Raw genomic sequence first — 17353 nt, 5'->3', positions numbered from 1 at the left:
TGGCGCTGTCCATGTGCGATAAAGTGAGAGGATCAGCATGACTGTTGAGAACGGAGAGAGATGCGATGAACAGATTTGGCGAAGAAGCGATGACGCAGCGCAAACGCACGATCCAGGGGCTTCTGCTGCTCGTGGCGGTCGTGGCCGTTTTCTTGGCTGGCAGGTATTCGATGGTGCTGCAGCATCCGATTTTGAAGGCGGAGAACTTTGAAAATTTAAGCTATGCGTATAACGACATCATAAACGGTTACTTGGAAGGGGCAGATGACAAGAAGCTGGTCGATGGCGCGGTCGAAGGAATGGTCGCATCGCTCGACGATCCGTATTCGGTCTATTTGACGGGCGAAGCGGGCAAAGCCTACATGGAGTCGTACGAGGATCATTTCGTCGGCATCGGCGTCGAAGTGCGCCAGGAGGACGGCGCGTTCGTGATCGAGAAGGTGATCGAAGGCGCGCCGGCCAAGAAGGCCGGGGTGAAGGATCACGACACGATCGTGGCGGTCGACGGCCAAGCGGCCAAAGGCATGGCATCCGATAAGCTGCTCGGCATGGTGCGCGGCAAGGAAGGGACGACGGTCAAGCTGACGCTGGCGCGGGAGGGGGCCGAGCAGCCGATCGAGCTGTCGGTGAAGCGCGGCTCGGTGCCGGTCAAGACGGTCGAGTATGAGATGAAGGAAGGCGGCATCGGCCAAATTACGATCGAACGATTCGCGGACAAGACGGGCGACGAGTTCGATAAGGCGCTGGAGGCGCTGACCGCGAAGGGCATGAAGGGGCTGCTGCTCGATCTGCGCGGCAACCCGGGCGGTCTGCTGGACCCGACCATCCAGATCGCGAGCCGATTCATTCCGAAGGGCGAGAAGATTCTGCAGGTCGTCGGCAAGGGCGAGAAGCACGTCGTCACGCACAAGTCGGAGGAGGAGAAGCCGCTTAAGCTGCCGATCTCGATTCTTGTCGACGGGCACACGGCCAGCTCCGCGGAGGTGTTGACCGCCGCGCTCAAGGAACAGGCCGGAGCCACGGTCATCGGCGAGAAAACGTACGGCAAGGGCATCGTGCAGCAGTTCACTCAGCTGGACGACGGCTCGGTGCTCAAACTCACGAAGGCGCAGTGGATTACGCCGGATGGAAGCTGGATTCACAAGAAGGGCATCGAGCCGACGACCGTGGTCGAGCCGCCTGCGTATACGCAGCTTTCTTCGCTGCCGATCGGACTTGCGCTCAAGAACGGCGACTACGGCGATCAGGTGAAGACGGCCGAGCAAATGCTCAAGGTGCTCGGATACTTGCCGGGCGAAGTCGGAGGCGTGTTCGACGACGCGATGGAGCGGGCGGTCGAGCAGTTCCAACGCGGTCAAGCGCTGCCGGGGACAGGCGTGCTGAACGACAAGACGGCGTACCGGATGACGACGCTGCTGGCCGAGCGGTATAACCGCGAAGATCCGCAGCGGAAGAAGGCGGAGGATACGCTGAAGACGGCAATATCGGGTGCTTCGAAGTAGGCTTGATTGCCGCGTTGCGCCCGCTCGGACAACGGGGGGCGGCGCTCCTACGAAATGTATAACGCAAGCCGCGATTCGGCATGCCTTCCGGCAGCCGAGTCGCGGCTTTTTGTAGTTATGCGCTAGGGCAGAAATTCGAGGAACCGGCTGGCGGCCGACGACAGCGGAACCCCCTTCAACGTCGCGATCCCGATATGCCTCGCGGGGATGGGCGGATGCAGCGGAATCTCCACCAGTAGGCCGGAGGCGAGCTGGTCCGTCACGTATTCGCGCGCGATGATCGTTAATCCGAAGCCGCTCTGCGCGAACTGAGCGAGCAGGTCGAGACTGCCGAGCTCGAATTCGGGCGCGAGGTGCGCGCCGCAAGCCAGCGCGTAGTCGTCGAGGAAGCGTCTGGTGCTTCCGCCGGATTCGAGCAGCAGAAGCGGGTAGCGGCGAAGATCGTTGATCGGCAGCGGACTTCCGGCCAGCTCCGCATAGGCGGGGCCGCCGACGAGGCACTCCTGCAGCGAGGCGCTCGGACGGAAATCGACCTTCGGGTCGTCCGCTGGCAAGTTGACGAGACCGAAGTCGATGCGGCCCTCCTTCAGCAGCGCGAGCGTCTCTGGCGTCGTGCGGTTGGTCACCTTGATTCGGATGTCCGGATACCGCCGGTGGAACCGCTCCAGCTGCGGCAGGAGGAAATGCCGGCACAGCGTGTCGCTCGCCCCGATGCTGATCTCGCCGCATTCGAGATTGTGCATCTCGGCTAACTTACGCTCCCCGAGATCGATCAGCTGCATCCCTTGTTCGATGTAACGGAACAGCATCTCGCCTTCGCCGGTGAGCGTAACGCCTTTCGCTGTGCGGAAAAACAACGGTCCGCCAAGCCCCGCTTCCAGCTGCTTGAGCGTATGGCTGACGGCTGGCTGCGTAATGTGCAGCTGCTCCGCGGCCTTCGTCAGGCTGCCGAGCTTCGCGGTCCAATAGAAGACGCGGTACCACTCCAAACTGAATTCCATAGTCATTACCTCATTTTATGACTGGTATTAGTTATATCCATTTTATTAATGGCATCTCCCGAAATTATAATAAGGCTTGCAGAGGAAAACAAGATGCTCGGGAGGCGACGGGAATGACGGTTACAGCGATCGTAGGTGCCAATTGGGGCGACGAGGGCAAGGGGAAGATGACGGACGCGCTGGCGGCGAAGTCCGATTACGCGGTGCGTTTCCAAGGCGGGAGCAACGCGGGCCATACGATCATCAACGAGTACGGGAAGTTCGCGCTTCGGATGCTGCCCTCCGGCGTGTTCAACCCGGAGGTGACGAACGTGATCGGCCCGGGCGCGGCGCTGGACGCGGAGATTATGCTGAAGGAAATCGGCATGCTGGCCGAGCGAGGCGTGCCAGCTCCGCGAGTGCGCATCTCCGACCGGGCGCAGCTCGTTCTTCCCGTCCATAGGCTGTTCGACGAGCTCGAGGAACAACGGCTCGGCGCGCGCAGCTTCGGCTCGACGCGCATGGGCATCGCGCCGTTCTACGCGGACAAATACGCGAAGCTCGGCATCCAGCTTGCGGATCTGTTCGACGAGAGCAGGCTGCGGGAGCGGCTGGAACGTTTGCTGGAGGCGAAAAACGTGCTGCTTGTCCATCTCTACGGGCGCAAGCCGATGGCGGCGGACGACCTGCTGCCGGAGCTAATGGAGACGGGAGAGCGGCTGCGTCCTTATATGTGCGATGTCTCGCGGCTGCTGCTGGAAGCCTACGGCCGCGGCGAATCGATTCTGCTAGAAGGCCAGTTGGGCGCGCTTCGCGATCCGGATCATGGCATCTATCCGCATTCAACCTCGTCTTCAACATTGGCCGGATTCGCGCCGGTAGGCGCCGGGCTGCCTCCGCATGCCATATCGAGCGTGCTGGCCGTCACGAAGGCCTATTCCAGCTGCGTCGGCGCGGGACCGTTCGTCGCCGAGCTTGCCGGCGATGAAGCGGAGGAGCTGCGTCGGCGCGGCGGCGATGCCGGCGAATACGGCGTCAACACGGGCAGGCCGCGCCGGGTCGGCTGGTTCGACGCGGTGGCGACCCGTTACGGTTGCTCGGTCCAAGGGGCAACGTCGGTCGCGCTTACGAATCTCGACGTGCTCGGCTATCTGGACGAGATTCCGGTCTGCATCGCCTACGAGCTGACGGATGGCACGGTAACGGACCGGTTCCCGGCCAGCGCGCGGCTGGCGGGGGCGAAGCCGGTCTGGCAGAAGCTCGCGGGCTGGCGCGGGGATATTTCGGATACGCGCGCGTTCGAAGAGCTGCCGCCGGAAGCGCGGAATTACGTGGCGTTCATGGAAGCAGCCATCGGCGTGCGCATCTCGCACGTATCGGTCGGACCGCGGCGCGATCAGCTGATCGTCCGGGACGAATAGCTGGCGAGCGTAGTCGCTGGATAGTGGGGAGAGCAGAGCCTGATTCATTTCAGGCTCTTTTTGCCGTTCGAAGCGGCTGCGGCGCTCCACCCCATTGCGATGCCTACATATCGTAGCGGCCGCTTGCCTGTTCGATGTACGCGACGTGAGATATAATTTGGTTAATGTTTCATTTTATCGGTTTGTTGCATAGGCGGGCTCATGCTCCGAATAAGGCTGTGTTGCAAGAGGAGGCGAACAACAAATGCCATTCAGGTTTAGAATAGGTATTCTGACTGCTATGATGGCGCTGATCGTGCTGGCGTCACTGCAATGGCAGGTCGGGACGGTACACGCGGACTCTCCGCTTACGTCGACGGTTTTCCATGAGGCTTACGCGAACGTTACGAAGGTAGCCGAAGCGAAGCGCGGTGGATTAACGAAGGACGTGGCGGCGTTCCTTGCGTCAGAGAAGATCGTGCTCGCCGAGAAGGCGGCCGCCATTCATGCGATCTATTCGGGCGCTGGCGCATGGGAGGAGCGGGACCTCGCGGAACAATACGCCAAGCTGGCGTACGGCAAGGCGTTATCCTCGCTCGCGGTGAAGACGCTGCGGCCGGACGAGGTGTTCGTCCTCGGCTACCTGAAGGCGATGGATCATTACTCGGCGCCCGACACCGCATGGCTGGCGGCGGCCAGAGACGCGATGCAAGACAGCCTGACGGCTTCGCTCATCTACGCGCTCGCGCAGTCGCAGACGAATCCCGATTCAGCGTTGTATGGCTGGTGCGCGATCGAGCGCGTGTTGAACGACAAGTCGCTGAAGAAGGACATGCGTCAAGAAGCGATCGACCGTATTAAGAACTATATGATTTTGTACAAAAACGGCGAATGCAAAGACGAGCTCGCCATCCTGCTGGAGCAGTCGGTGATCTTGTCGGTCGAAGGGCCGGCCGTGCTGCTGTATGGCAAGCCGGGTACCGTCGATCCGGAGGATGCGGCCGTCATGCCGTATGTGCGGGATGGCGTGACGCTGGTGCCGCTGCGATTCGCCGCGAGCGCCTTCGTGGCGAAGGTCGACTATGACGCGAATAAGCGGGAAGTCGCGGTGTCGCATGCGGGCAAGCGGCTGGTCTTCGGCGAGGGTGAAGGCGGGGGAGGATCGCTTCGTGTCTTGAACGGCCGTACATTCGTGCCGATGCGGACGATTGCCGAGGCGCTGGGGAATCAGGTGTATTACGATCGAGGCTTGATCATTCTCTCGGCTGACATCCGGCTCAATCCGCAGAACGGGCATGATTTGGCGTTGACGGAGCAAGTACGCAAGCGGCTGCGCGACGCGGTCGGCTAAGGGATATGTACGATTGTTTCGTAAAGCACGTCCAAAGAGCAAAGGCGCCGCGGGTCTGTGACCCTGCGACGCCTTTTTGCATGCTGCATTTTATCCGCCGGGATTGTCGTGATCCTACCCTCGCTCCCGGCTTAACCTTCTTAGTGCGTATACGTGTAGTGAGGCGAGTCGTACTGCGGTCCGGACTTCTCGTACGTGAACCAGATATCCATGGCCTGACCAGCGCTCAGACCGCTGATCGTATGCTCCCACGTGCCGTTGTTGTTGATCATGCGCACGTTCTGCTGATTCGCGCCGTTCACGGTGTAGTGGATATCCACATAGAGGGCGGTTGTCGTCGGCTTGAACGTGATTTTCTCCGTCGAGGAGGTCGGCTTCGTCACCGTGGCGGTAAAGTCCGCCGTCACGTATTGGCCGCTGCTCGTGTTCGTCGTGACGTTGTGCGCCGCGCTCGCCGCGGATACGTTGCCAGCTGCATCCTTCGCGCGGACAGTGTAGCTGTACGCCGTGCCGGCCGCAAGGCCGTTGTCCGTATAGCTCGTCGTCTGCGAGGAGCCGATAAGCGCGCCGCCGCGATAGATGTCGTAGCCGGTGACGCCGACGTTGTCCGTCGACGCGTTCCACGTCAGCGTGACGCTGGTGCTTGTTTTGGTGGAAGCCAGATTCGTCGGCACGGAAGGCGCTTGCGTATCGCCGCCACCGCCGCCGCCGCCGTTGCCGGTGTTGAAGCTGTTCGCCGGGACGTTCACGACCGTGCCGTCGGAGAACGTGACCGTAATCGGCGAGCTGCTCATGTTGTAGGCGATATACGTCTTAACGCCGTTCTTGTTGAATACCGCGTAGAGCGGCGTATTCGCCGTAATCGTCGGGTCGGCGTTGCCCATCGCATCCAGGTTATAAATCCAGTGGTAGGCGTTCGCCTTGGAGTTGCCGGCTTCCGCGCCGAGCGCCGCGCCGCGGGCGTTCCAGAAGTTCTTCGCCTCGGTCGGGTTCGAGATGGCGCGGTACATGTAGATCAAATCTTCCCACGCGTCGAAATTGGTGCCGCCGTTCTCGCTGACGAGCGCGTTATAGTTCTTGTTCGTGTAGGTCGGATAGTGCGTCAAGTAGAGCGATGCCGACGTGAACGGAAGCCAGTTGATGCCGTGCACTTCCTCCGGATTGCCGGTCCACCACGTGCCGTCGCCGACCGTCTTGCCGCCCCATACCATGCTCGCGGTCGAACGGGTGAAGCTGGCCGGGCGGTTCGTGTTGGCCACGTCGAACCAATATTCGTTGATCGCGTTCATCTCCGTCGTGTAGAGCGCGATGCCGGCGTCGCGGACGGCCGTGTCGCCCGTCGCTTGGCCCCACAGCACCATGCCGGCCCACGCGTTCATCCCCTCGGAGGACGATTCGTTATTGTTGCCATCGCCGAAGCGGGCGTGCCCGGAAGCCCAGGAGTGGCCGGCATACGGATCGAAGTTGCGCAGGAACGGGAACATCGAGTCGCTGCGGTTCGTGCTGGCGATGTCGCGTATGAGCAGATTGACCATCGGGCCCCAGCTTTGCGCCCATGCCTTATCGACGCGTGCCACCTCGGCCGCCGCTTTGATGAAGTAGCCGTAGTGGAAATGATGGTCGTTCAGCTCCTCGCTCGAGCCGTAGCTGGCCGGGTAGCCGATGACCGTGCCCCAGTTGCTGTTGTAGTAGAAGACGCTTTGGCTTTTCAGATTGCCGGCTGCGTCGCTCGCTTTGAACCAGTTCTGGAGAATGGATTTGATCTCGTTGCGGAATTTCGTCGCGGCAACCGTATCGCCCACTTGATCGGCGATCGGCGCGAGCGTCGCGAGCTTGCCGAGCCGCTTGCCGACCCAGTACGTATCGGCCGTGCCGGTGTACGTCTCGGCTTCCGCCTCGTTGACGTACTGCTGCAGCGTCGCTTTGTTGTACGAGCCTTTATCCGGCAGCATCGGCAGCACGCCCGTGAAGTTCATCGTCGTCTGGAACGAGGTGCCCTCGGCAGCCTTCATCGTGCCGCGCACGGAATTGTACGTGTATGGCAGCAGCGCCTTCGTCGAATTCTTCCATTGATGCGGGTAGAGGGCGAAAATCGTGCCGGTCTGCGTGCCCTGCTTCGCCTGCGTCGTGTACGTGTACGTCGTCGTCACTTGGTTAGCCGCCGTGTTGTAAGCGTAGCTGACCTGCGTGCCTGTCACGTGCGAATAGGCGTATTGCGCGAATTTGTTCAGCGTCGCCTGCGTATTGTCCGGCAGGACGGCGATGGAGAAATACGAGCTGCCGTTGTTCGTCAGCGTCTTGGAGCCAATGCCGCTCCACGTGCTGCCGTTCGCGCCGAACAGGCCGTAATGCGCGCCTTCCATCGTAATGCCGAGCACCGGCGTGGACGCGCTGCCCGACCATACCGTCGGCGGCGTGTAGAAGGAGAGCTTCGGATTGCCGCCCGCGAAATTGAAGTAGACATAAGGAGAGCCGTGCCCGTACGAGACGTTCATGGCATTGGCGCCGCTTTGGTAGTTCGCCTTGACGAACCAGTCGCTGTAGCCGTCGACTTTGGCATCCGGGAAGGTGGCGACGGCGCTATGGCCGACCGTAAAATCGTGGATGTCGTTGATCCAGCCGCAGACGCAGGACGAGTTGGCCGTAATCCGGCTGCCCGGGTAGTAGATGCGGAAGCCGTCCGATTGATTTTTGACCGCCAGCGGGTGCGGGTATTGCGCTTCGGAATAGGTGTCCCAGGCGAGGTTGCTCCACCAGTCGTTGGTCGGCATCGGGCCGGAGACGTTGCCGGTCTTATAGATGGTGCCTTGCGTATTCGTGGCCCCCGGCGGCAGCACGGTCGAGTACGAGCCCGAGCCGAGCGGGACCTCGCCGCTGAATGCGCCGGCTTGAGCCGGGAGCAGCGTCGCGAGCAGCGTGACAAGCAGCAAATAGATGGATACTTTTTTCATTAGAACCTCCTATGATTTGATGATAACGCTTACAAAAAATGCGGCTCCTCCTTCCTTCGCTTACGTTCCGCGGCGGCTGAGAACGGGATGCGCGAGCAACGCGGGTGCGTGTATTCGCGACGCGAACCATTGATCGCATGAACGATTAGCCGCCCGAATAGTTCATCGCACGAATGCATGTCGCTTAGAAGTTATCGCCGTTGCCGTGTATCTATCGTATCAGCGCCGTGAAAGCCGCTAAATAGCCAAAATGTTGTGATTGATGCCAATTTTTTGTGGTTAGATGCGATAATTTGGAATTAACTGGAGAATAAACGGCGAATTGGGAAAATGCAAGGGGGATACAAGGCGTAGCGGAGGGCGAGCTGATAGGGGAGGGAAGCAGCCGGCACGTTATAAAAGCAGCCGGCACGTGAAGCGAGGGGAGCTGGCACATGAAGCAAGGGAGTTGGCACATGAAGCAAGGGAGTTGGAGCATGAAGGAAGGGCGTCTAGTACGTGAAACCCCGGACTCAGCCGTCGGGTATGGCTGCCAGCCCGGACGAAAATAGGCAGCCACATTTCAGAGTGTAGCGCGGTCTCCGAAAGCAACGCTGCCTTTCTTTGGTGATAGGGGATGATGAGACGCAAAATTACACGCTGCGGGTACGCCGCAAAATAATCTCCGCCGTGCGAAGCCGCAGCTCGGCATTCTCGTGCTTCAGCATTTGTTCGAGCACCAGGTACGCTTGGCTGACCAATGCCGCGCGTCTTCGCGAGCGCAGAAGTCTTCTCATCCATGGGGAGCGGCTGCCGGTAGGAGCAGAGCTCAGCATCCAAGCGCGACGACCGCGTTCTGCCAGAGTGGCTTGCTCGTAGTAGGCAAGTTGCTCGATCGTATACGGGTGAATGTCCTTCATATGCTTGCCTCCTTCCGAATGGGCTATGATAACGTCTCCCACTTCTCCCACATCTCGCGCGGATTGCGCTCGTAGATCTCCTTGTCCCGGAACAAATACGCGTGCATGATGAACTCGCGGCGGATCGTGGCGAAGTCGGGGTGGAATGCTTCGATGAAGACATTGATCTCCTTCTCGGTGTAGTTGCGTCCCGCCTCGAGCTTCTCGGCCAGAAATTCCAGCACGATGCGTTTCTTCTTCAGCTGGGAAGGGATGTGTTTCAACTTGCCGTCGGCGGTGAAGAAGTTTTTGATCACGGATTGCCTCAGACGTTCGTTCTTGTCGTCCATCGGTTCCTGCTCCTCCGAAGCGGGGCGCGCGCGGTCGGCGATAAGCTGCTGCATCGCTTTGGCGTACGCGTCCATGAAATAGTGGTCGAGCGTGAAATAAATCGAGTTCTTGTCGCGCCGTTCCTTCACGAGACTGACGGCACGCAGCTTGGCGGCGTGGTGCGTGACGGTGGCGGGGGAAATGCACAGCTTCTCGGCCAGCTCTTGCCCGGTCAGCTCGCCTTCGGTCAGCAGAATGACCATCCGCATGCGCGTCGGATCTCCGAGCGCCTTGTGGTAGCTGACGATTTTATCCAACTGCATCATCGTAAGTTCACTCCTTCTGCTGTTAGATTATCATCTAATTAGATGATCGTCAAATATAATGTAGTGCGGCGCGGATTGGATGGAACGCAGCGAGAGTAGGCCATATCGTCATTGCGAAGAAAGTAAGCCTTGTCCAGAGGGGACAAAAAAGCGTATCACGTTCGACAAATCCGCCAATCGCCAACCTAGCTGTCGGCAGGAAAAGGGCGTCCAGAGGGCAAAGCCTGAGCGTTATCCGAGGAAAACGCGCGTCGGAAGCATATCGCGTGGGGCCCAATTGGCGAAGGGTAGTACTGTCGGGATAAGGGAAAGCGCTCGGTGAAGCCCCCCATGGCCTATAGATGACAGGCTTATGTCTTAGGACAGATTGCAAAACCGACTGAACGAGAAAAGGGATTTCAATTGTCCGAAGACAACTGAAATCCCTGGCTGTGCATGATCGACCTATTCAATTGCCTTTGACACGCTCCGTTCGACAACTTGCGTTGCTAAAAATGGGTGGTGCTCATCCGGTTCAATGCCGGATACGATTGACCAAAGATACATCCGTCTCGACTTGGGTTCCCGCATGTCTTATGCCGTTCACAATGAAGGAGAATAGCTCCTTTCCGCATGATTGCAGGTAACCGCTGCGCTGGTTGGGTTACCTTATACGAAACCAATGCGCCTCAGATGGGAAGGGCGAACCGGTTAGATTCTAGACATGCTTCGCTTGCTTACTTCAATGGACTATCCCCTCTCGTTCGTATTCCATCCAGTCCGGCGGTTGTCCTTGGGAGAAGCTTGACGCCGGTGCAGCTTGTACCGGATGTTATGATGTTATTGTAAACGCGGATATTAATTTTGTAAATATTCAGAATATTGAATTAAGTGTCATCTGGGCGGTTTGGCGCACGGTTTTCTCGCCCATGCTTGCAATTAGATAAAGTTTCGCCGGATTTCGCCGATTTGTGACCGAGATGAAGAAGGAGGTAAGGTGGCTGTAGGGTGGAGAAAGCAAGTCTGGCTACTGGGGAACGGCCTGCCGGGCAACGGGGGGCGGTACTTTACGCAAAGAGACCGGCTTCTATTAGAAGCCGGCCGATCCGCAAACATACGCGGTTAGTCCCGTAACTGCTTAAATTTGCGAATCCACAGAGCGATGGAATAGACGAGCAGCAGGCTGGTCGCAATCAGCGCCGCCGTCACGATCTGATCATAAGAATGTTGTTTGTAGGCGATCGCGATATAGGCCCATACGAAGACGAGCACGTAGTATGGATCCGAATATTTGCCTCCGACCACGAAGGCCAAGACCGTCCCGAACGCCAGCACGACGATGGTCCAAGTCGCGTCGGAGATGCCGAATCCGTCCCAGCCCGACTTGTAGAGCGCAACCGAGATATTGACGATCGTCGCGACGCTTATCCAGCCCAAATAGAGGCTGAACGGGAGCCGGACAAGGAGGCTCTCGCCTACCGTAGGACGGTTCGTCGCGGCTTGAATATTCGCGTAGAGCGCGATGAGCGAAAAGGAGCAGCGCCAGCATGACCGCCACGCTTGCGTAGACATATTCGTAGTGCCAGACGAGGATCCAGCCGATGTTGAATAGGCAGCTAAGCATAAACCAGGGTCCGACCCGTTGGACCGTCGGTCGCTCGGCGGAGCGGGCGCGCCTGATAGATGACGAACCCGGCGAGCAGCGCATAGATAAGCGACCAGATCGAGAAAGCGTAACCGGCCGGGGTGACGAGCACTGGATACTTGGCGGATACCTCCCCGGTCGTCAAGCCGTTGATCGGCAGCCAATCGGCTAGCGCGTTCACGGCCACGACCGCGATCAGGCCGAACACGTTCAACCATTGGCGAAGACGGCGATTTTGCATAGCACAACTCCTTTGCAATGTGGGGGAGCGATGCTGGTTCCCCTATAATTGGTATATATTCACCAAAGGGGATTTGGTTAAAACCCGCTACTTGGCTTGCCCGCCCGATGGGGCGGGCAGCATGAAGCGGCCTAATTGGTTTGCGTATCCGATCGGATGGGCAGCATTTGGCGCCTAATTGGGTTGCGCATCGGATGTGCAGCATTTAGCGACCTATTTAATTTGCACGCCCGGTAGTGGGACAGCATGTAGCGCCCTACTTGGTTTGCCCACCCGATGGGGCGGTCAGCATGTAGCGAAGGATTGGTTTTTGGCGAGAAGTGAGGTTAGTGGCAGTGTAATAGCGACGTAGGTGTCGCTATTGGTGGGAGGACTGGCTGATGGTGGTGCGATAGCGACGCTGGTGTCGCTATTGGCGAGAAGTGAGGCTAGTGGCAGTGTAATAGCGACGGTGGTGTCGCTATTGGCGGGAAGTGAGGTTAGTGGCAGTGCGATAGTGACGTAGGTGTCGCTAATAGCGGGGGCAGCATTGAGCGCCCTAATTGGTTTGCACGCCCGATAGGGCGCGCAGCGCGCAGCTCCTCTTGATTTGTGCCCGCCCCCAGCCATTAGTCTTGGGACGGATTTCGAATTTGGTAAAGTGTGGTAACATATGGGAGGTGAACAGCGTCTGGTATATGATGGCGCAAGTGACGCTGATCAATCGAGTGCTGAAAAGGCAAGGAGGAATATTACGATGCGAAAGGCATTGCTGCTGGTAGCACTAGCCTGTATGCTGGCCGGCTGCGCCGCGAATAACGAGAGCGCGGACCCGCCGGCAGCGCAGCAGAATGGGCAAGCGGAAGGAGCGGACGCCGATTCCGCGGACCCGCCTGCCGGAGAAGAGGCGGTTGGAGGCTCGGACGAAGGTAGCGATTCGGAGGTTCCGGCCAGCACGGTGATGAGCAGGGAGAAGCTTGGCCAAGGGGCGTTCGCCTTCGCGGACGAGAGCGGCAAGCGGCTCATCACGATCGGCGACACGGAAGCGAAGCAGGATCATTATGATTTGGCGGTGGGCAGCAACGGTAACGTGCTGAAAGTGAAATTCGAGAAGAAGCAAGAATCGGATGCGAAGGATACGAGCAGGCAGAACATGTACAATTTCGACCATATCGCCGGACATGTCTATACCGTGGCCGAAGGGGAGGCGAAGGCGGACGATACGTACCTGATGACGACGTCGGACGTGTGGCCGCCGGGAGCAGGGCTTGCGATCAACACGGAAGGACGCGGACAGCCCGTGGACGAGAAGGTCGTGCAAGCGGTGGAAGCGAAGAAACAGCGAGGCGTGCTCCAAGGCAAGAAAATCGCGGAAATCGGCACCGTAGGCGCTTTGTACCTGATTCAGTTCGAGCGGCAGGAGGACGATATGCTGGCGAGTCTCGTGCTGACGCGCGGCGAGGAGCTGTTGTTTTGCGACTTTCCCGCGACGTATGAACCGAACTCGACATGGCGGGTGGACGACGGCGGCGAGATTAGCGCCGATCAGTTCGAGATGATGTTCGCGGCGAATACGGACAAAGGCCTCGTCTTATCGGTGAACTGGTATGGCGCGGAAGGCATCACGAGCTTCTTCGTCGGCGAAGAAGGCGAAAGCGGCTTGAAGCGGCTGGATTCGGGCGTTGCGCGTTATACGGCACCCTTGTAAACCAGGCATCCTTGTGCAAAAGAAGGCTCGGCAGCAATCGGCTGCCGAGCCTTTATTATGGTAGTCGCGTTAAGACCCGCGCAAGCTATGCGAGTTCCCGTCCTTCGATCCAATTCAAGCGGCTGATCTTCATGCCGGCCAGCTGCGATTCCGCCGTGGCATGCGCCGTCTCGGTTCGGCCGATCATCGCACGGACGCCGTATAGGACGCGGTGCGTTTCTTCAATGGCGTTCTGCATGCGCCCGTTAGCCACCCAGTCATGAATCAAGGCGTCGATCCAATCATCGGTCATTCGCAGCAGGCTGCTCAAATCGAGCTCAAGGTCTGACGTGCGTTTTACTTCGACGAGTTCATCCCGGAAGGCGGCGAGCAGATGCTGCACGTGATGAATGTGGCTTTTCGCCTCGTCGATAGGCGCATAGAGATGCGGTTTGCCGCCGAATCCGCCGCTTGCAGGCGTATCCCATCCGCCCCAATGATCTGTCTTCCCGAGCATGCGAGCGACGTCTTCCAGAGAGGCGGCTGCACGGCGTCCTGCGGTGCAAGCTTCCTGCAGCTCTTTGGCCAATGCCGCCTGTGTGGCGATCGATTCGTCCATCTCGGCCAATTCGTACGTAAAGGTGGGCGAGGTGCGAAGCAGCGACTCCTTCTCCGCCATCAGTTCATCGTATTCGCGCGCAGCGTTGCGATAGTGGCTTAAGTCGACGCCGACCTGGTGCAAATCCGACTCCGTATCCGCATGCAGCTGCCGAGCGGCTTGAAGGCGCAGCGCGGCCGTCAGCGTCTGCCGGCGTTCCGGCTTATGCTGCTCCACTTCGCTGCGCAGCAGCGTTCGGAACAGGTGCGCGACTGGCAGGCGCAGGAGCTTGCCGTACTCGGGCGTCTCGGCTTCAAGCGTCATCTCGTGCTGCATGATCAGCCTCTCCTGCTCCCGAATTCGCTTCTGGAGCTCCTCTTTTCTGCGCTGCGCTTTCTGCAGCCGAAAGACGCGTTCTTTCGCGCCGATCAGTCGTTGATGCACGGAATCCGACATGATGATCCCTCCCACACTAGACTTGGACTAACGATGTTTCCGATAGATGCTGCGATAGTCGGGCTTCGCGAAGCCCGCATATAGGTAAGTTTCCGCGCCGGGTTGCCGCTTTCCTTCTGCCTGGTGCCAAAATAGGAAGCATCTCCCGGATGCAGCTGCGGCCAAACAGGACTTGCCGCCTACGCGAGGGGCGGATCGTTCGATCGCGGAGCTGGCATACAGTTCGACTCGAAGGGATCTCCCCGACGTCAAATGAAGCACCTTTCATGGTTTCAAGCGGCGGAGAATCGAGGGCAGTCTTGATTAACGAGGAGAACGATTAGGGAGATAAGAGGTTTGCGGGAGAGCCACGTCGTGATCGTCTTTGGGGGGAGGATAGTAGAGAGGCAACGCCGTTTGATAGTCATCCGGCCCGGCAGGCCAGTTAGGCATTATGGCAGCGCGACCTTGCTAAGCATGCGATTTGGGCGGCCTGTCGAGGCCTGGCGGCCTAATTGTAACGCGACGATCGTTTCTCGTGAAAGTCGATAGCTTGGCCCATCTTAGAAGCCTCACACGTTCGAGAAACGCGTCTGCGCCGCCAAAAAGGAAGCGCTTTCTCCATTGGTCGTGCGAGAAACCAAGCATCGTGGCGAAATGGGACATGTATAGGTAAACCCCTGTCAGGAGCGCGGAATGATTTTGTCATTTGGGGCATTATTTCCCCGGAAATAGACAGCGTTCGTTCATTTTATCTTCATGTTCGCGTGATACGATGGTGGCAACACTATTTTCGACTCGAAGGGGACGGAGCATGAGACCGATCAAATTGCTTACAATCGACGACGACGAGCATGTATGCGAGCTGATTCGGCTGTACGCGGAGCTCGAGGGATACGAAGTGCTTGCCGCTCATGACGGTGCGGGGGGCTTGGAACTGGTCTATGACGAATCGCCCGATATGATCGTGCTCGACATTATGATGCCGGAGATGGACGGCTGGGCGGCATGCGAGCGGTTAAGGAAGGATTTCGCCACGCCGGTCATCATGTTGTCGGGCAAAGGCGAGAGCTACGACAAATTGCGGGGGTTCGAGCTGGGCGTCGACGATTACATCGTGAAGCCGTTCGATCCGAAGGAGCTGATGGCCCGCATCCGCGCAGTGCTGCGCCGCACGAACCCGTCGCTGTACCACGAGGAGATCGTCAAGCTGGACGAGCTGTTGTTCGACATGCGTCATTTGCAGCTGACGGTGAACGGGGAGAACGCGATGTTCGCGCCGAAGGAGATCGAGCTGCTTTATTTTCTGGCGTCCAACCGCAATCGCGTCTTCACCCGCCAGCAGCTGCTCGACCAGGTGTGGGGCTTCGATTACGACGGCGACCCGCGGACGGTGGACGTGCATGTGAAGCGGATTCGCGAGAAGCTGCGCCAATTCGGCATCGACTGCAAGGTCGAGACGATCCGGGGCATCGGCTATAAGTACGGGGAGGGCGGCGCATGAAGGTGAGGACGATTTTCGCCAAAATGTTTCTCAGCTTCCTGCTCATCACCTTCATCTCGTTCGGCTTGTCGAGCCTGCTGTCGGCGACGATCTTCAAGAGCAATCTGCGCAGCTTCATCCGCGCCGGCTCGGAGCAGATGCAGGATCGCGTCATTGATCGTATCAAATACGGCTACTCGAAAGGCTGGGACCAGGAGACGCTTGTCGAATCGCTGCAGTGGGGGATGGGCGGTCCGGAGCGAACGTACCAACTATACGGCGCGGATGGAAGGCTGCTGTATACGCTTGGCAATCATGGCAAGGCGATTCCGCTTGAAGCGGATATTGTAAGCGATGCGCTGAGCGGGACACCGGTGGCGGAGGAGACGTATTCCGATCAGACGCGCGTGCTGCTCACCGCGAAGGCGATTCCGGGGGCGGAAGGCATGGAGGAGAAAGCGATCGTGAGTCTTTCCTTCGAATTCGAGCGCGACGTGAATCGGTTCGTCCAGCCGTATTTGCTCAGTATGCTGGTGACGATCCCGCTCGCGGTAGCCATTTATTTCGTCCTCGGGCGGAGGCTGGCCAGGCCGCTGCGCGAAATGAGCCAGACAGCGCTGCAGTATGCGAAAGGGGATTTCTCTCGCAAGGTCGAGGTGCGCACAGAGGATGAGATCGGCCAACTCGGCGAAGCGCTCAACTACATGGCCGTCGAGCTGGGGTCGCTGGAGAACCAGCGGCGGGAGTTTCTGGCGAATGTGTCGCATGATTTGCGGGCGCCGCTAACATCTATCAACGGATTTCTGACCGCGCTCACCGACGGGGCGATTCCACAGGAGAAGCAGCGCCGCTATTTGGAGTTAATGAAGGAGTCGTCGGACCGGATGATGAAGCTGGTCGGCGATCTGCTCGACATGGCGCGAATCGAGGCCGGGCAGTTCCGGCTCGAGAAGGTCCGCTTCAATCTGTCGGAGCAGACGCGTAAGACGATCGCCCGCATGGAGCCGCTGTTCGCGCAGCACCGCGTGAGCGTCGGTCTCGACAATCCGGCAGAGGATTTGTTCGTGTTGGCGGATCCCGACCGGATTGATCAGGTGCTGGCCAATTTGCTGCAGAACGCGATCTTCTACTCCCCGTCAGGTAGCCGGGTTGATGTGTCGCTGCGTGAGGAAGAAGGCGCCGCGCGCATCGTCGTTCGCGATTACGGCATCGGCATCGCCCCGGAGGAACTGACGCGGATTTGGGAACGGTTCTATAAAGGCGACAAATCGCGCAGCCGCAAGGTGGGAACGGGCATCGGCCTGTCGATCGTCAAACATATCCTGGATCTGCATGACGCCCTGATCGAGGTGGAGAGCGAAGTCGGCCGCGGGACGACGTTCACGATCACGATTAGCGCTTAAGCATCCGAAAGGAAGCCGTCCTGCTGGGACAATGTCATTGAGTGAAATCTAAACTTCATGACATTGCCCGTCTGGAACGGCTTTTTGGCATGAACGCGCTCGATACCGGCCAAGGCAGCGCTGTCAGGTTAAGCGAATAGGGACAGGTGAAAGTGAAGGCCCACACCAACCGAAGGCTGCGCATT

12 protein-coding genes and 1 pseudogene are annotated in these 17353 nt (G+C 58.9%); 6 read left to right on the top strand and 7 right to left on the bottom strand.

All coding sequences use genetic code 11. From position 1 onward, the window contains the following. Positions 1-65 precede the first annotated feature (65 nt). Positions 66-1502, top strand: a complete 1437-nt coding sequence (locus tag ACFFSY_RS02475; protein WP_377489363.1) for a S41 family peptidase — start codon at positions 66-68, stop codon at positions 1500-1502. Positions 1503-1624: 122 nt separating this feature from the next. Here ACFFSY_RS02475 and ACFFSY_RS02470 read toward each other — a convergent pair whose 3' ends face one another. Beyond that, positions 1625-2503 (bottom strand): LysR family transcriptional regulator, encoded by an 879-nt coding sequence (locus tag ACFFSY_RS02470; RefSeq protein WP_377489360.1) that lies wholly within the window; start codon positions 2501-2503, stop codon positions 1625-1627. Between the two features lie 113 nt (positions 2504-2616). On the opposite strand from ACFFSY_RS02470, the gene ACFFSY_RS02465 reads away from it, so the two are divergent. Further along, a complete protein-coding gene (locus ACFFSY_RS02465; RefSeq protein ID WP_377489357.1) occupies positions 2617-3903 on the top strand; it encodes an adenylosuccinate synthase in 1287 nt (428 codons plus the stop codon). 244 nt (positions 3904-4147) lie between these two features. Next, entirely contained in the window at positions 4148-5233 is a 1086-nt protein-coding gene (locus tag ACFFSY_RS02460) for a stalk domain-containing protein (protein WP_377489354.1), read from the top strand. A 140-nt stretch (positions 5234-5373) separates the two neighbouring features. Here the strand turns inward: ACFFSY_RS02460 and ACFFSY_RS02455 are convergent, their stop codons facing one another. The 5 genes and pseudogenes from ACFFSY_RS02455 to ACFFSY_RS02435 form a co-directional block, all read right to left on the bottom strand. Further along, positions 5374-8184: a glycosyl hydrolase gene (locus ACFFSY_RS02455; RefSeq protein ID WP_377489351.1), complete on the bottom strand. Its 2811-nt coding sequence runs from the start codon at positions 8182-8184 to the stop codon at positions 5374-5376. 632 nt (positions 8185-8816) lie between these two features. Further along, a complete protein-coding gene (locus tag ACFFSY_RS02450; RefSeq protein WP_377489349.1) occupies positions 8817-9083 on the bottom strand; it encodes a hypothetical protein in 267 nt (88 codons plus the stop codon). Positions 9084-9106: 23 nt separating this feature from the next. After that, positions 9107-9715 (bottom strand): DUF2087 domain-containing protein, encoded by a 609-nt coding sequence (locus ACFFSY_RS02445; RefSeq protein WP_377489699.1) that lies wholly within the window; start codon positions 9713-9715, stop codon positions 9107-9109. Between the two features lie 1104 nt (positions 9716-10819). Further along, entirely contained in the window at positions 10820-11269 is a 450-nt protein-coding gene (locus tag ACFFSY_RS02440; protein ID WP_377489346.1) for a TspO-related membrane protein, read from the bottom strand. A 22-nt stretch (positions 11270-11291) separates the two neighbouring features. Next, positions 11292-11583: pseudogene (locus ACFFSY_RS02435) on the bottom strand (TspO-related membrane protein); the annotation flags it as partial. A 736-nt stretch (positions 11584-12319) separates the two neighbouring features. On the opposite strand from ACFFSY_RS02435, the gene ACFFSY_RS02430 reads away from it, so the two are divergent. Continuing rightward, a complete protein-coding gene (locus tag ACFFSY_RS02430; RefSeq protein ID WP_377489340.1) occupies positions 12320-13270 on the top strand; it encodes a putative periplasmic lipoprotein in 951 nt (316 codons plus the stop codon). A gap of 85 nt (positions 13271-13355) precedes the next feature. Here ACFFSY_RS02430 and ACFFSY_RS02425 read toward each other — a convergent pair whose 3' ends face one another. Further along, positions 13356-14303 carry a hypothetical protein gene (locus ACFFSY_RS02425; protein WP_377489337.1) on the bottom strand — a complete coding sequence of 316 codons (948 nt, stop codon included), beginning with the start codon at positions 14301-14303 and terminating at the stop codon, positions 13356-13358. Between the two features lie 793 nt (positions 14304-15096). Here ACFFSY_RS02425 and ACFFSY_RS02420 point away from each other — a divergent pair. Together ACFFSY_RS02420 and ACFFSY_RS02415 are read left to right on the top strand one after the other, a co-directional pair. After that, positions 15097-15786 carry a response regulator transcription factor gene (locus ACFFSY_RS02420; RefSeq protein WP_377489334.1) on the top strand — a complete coding sequence of 230 codons (690 nt, stop codon included), beginning with the start codon at positions 15097-15099 and terminating at the stop codon, positions 15784-15786. Continuing rightward, positions 15783-17168 carry a sensor histidine kinase gene (locus tag ACFFSY_RS02415; protein ID WP_377489331.1) on the top strand — a complete coding sequence of 462 codons (1386 nt, stop codon included), beginning with the start codon at positions 15783-15785 and terminating at the stop codon, positions 17166-17168. Before ACFFSY_RS02420 ends, ACFFSY_RS02415 begins: the two co-directional genes overlap by 4 nt. Positions 17169-17353: the final 185 nt, after the last annotated feature.

It is taken from the genome of Paenibacillus aurantiacus (genome assembly GCF_042431225.1).
Lineage (GTDB): Bacteria > Bacillota > Bacilli > Paenibacillales > Paenibacillaceae > Paenibacillus_Z > Paenibacillus_Z aurantiacus.
The sequence above is the reverse complement of the archived record's forward strand: the minus strand, read 5'-3'. Positions and strand labels throughout refer to the sequence as shown.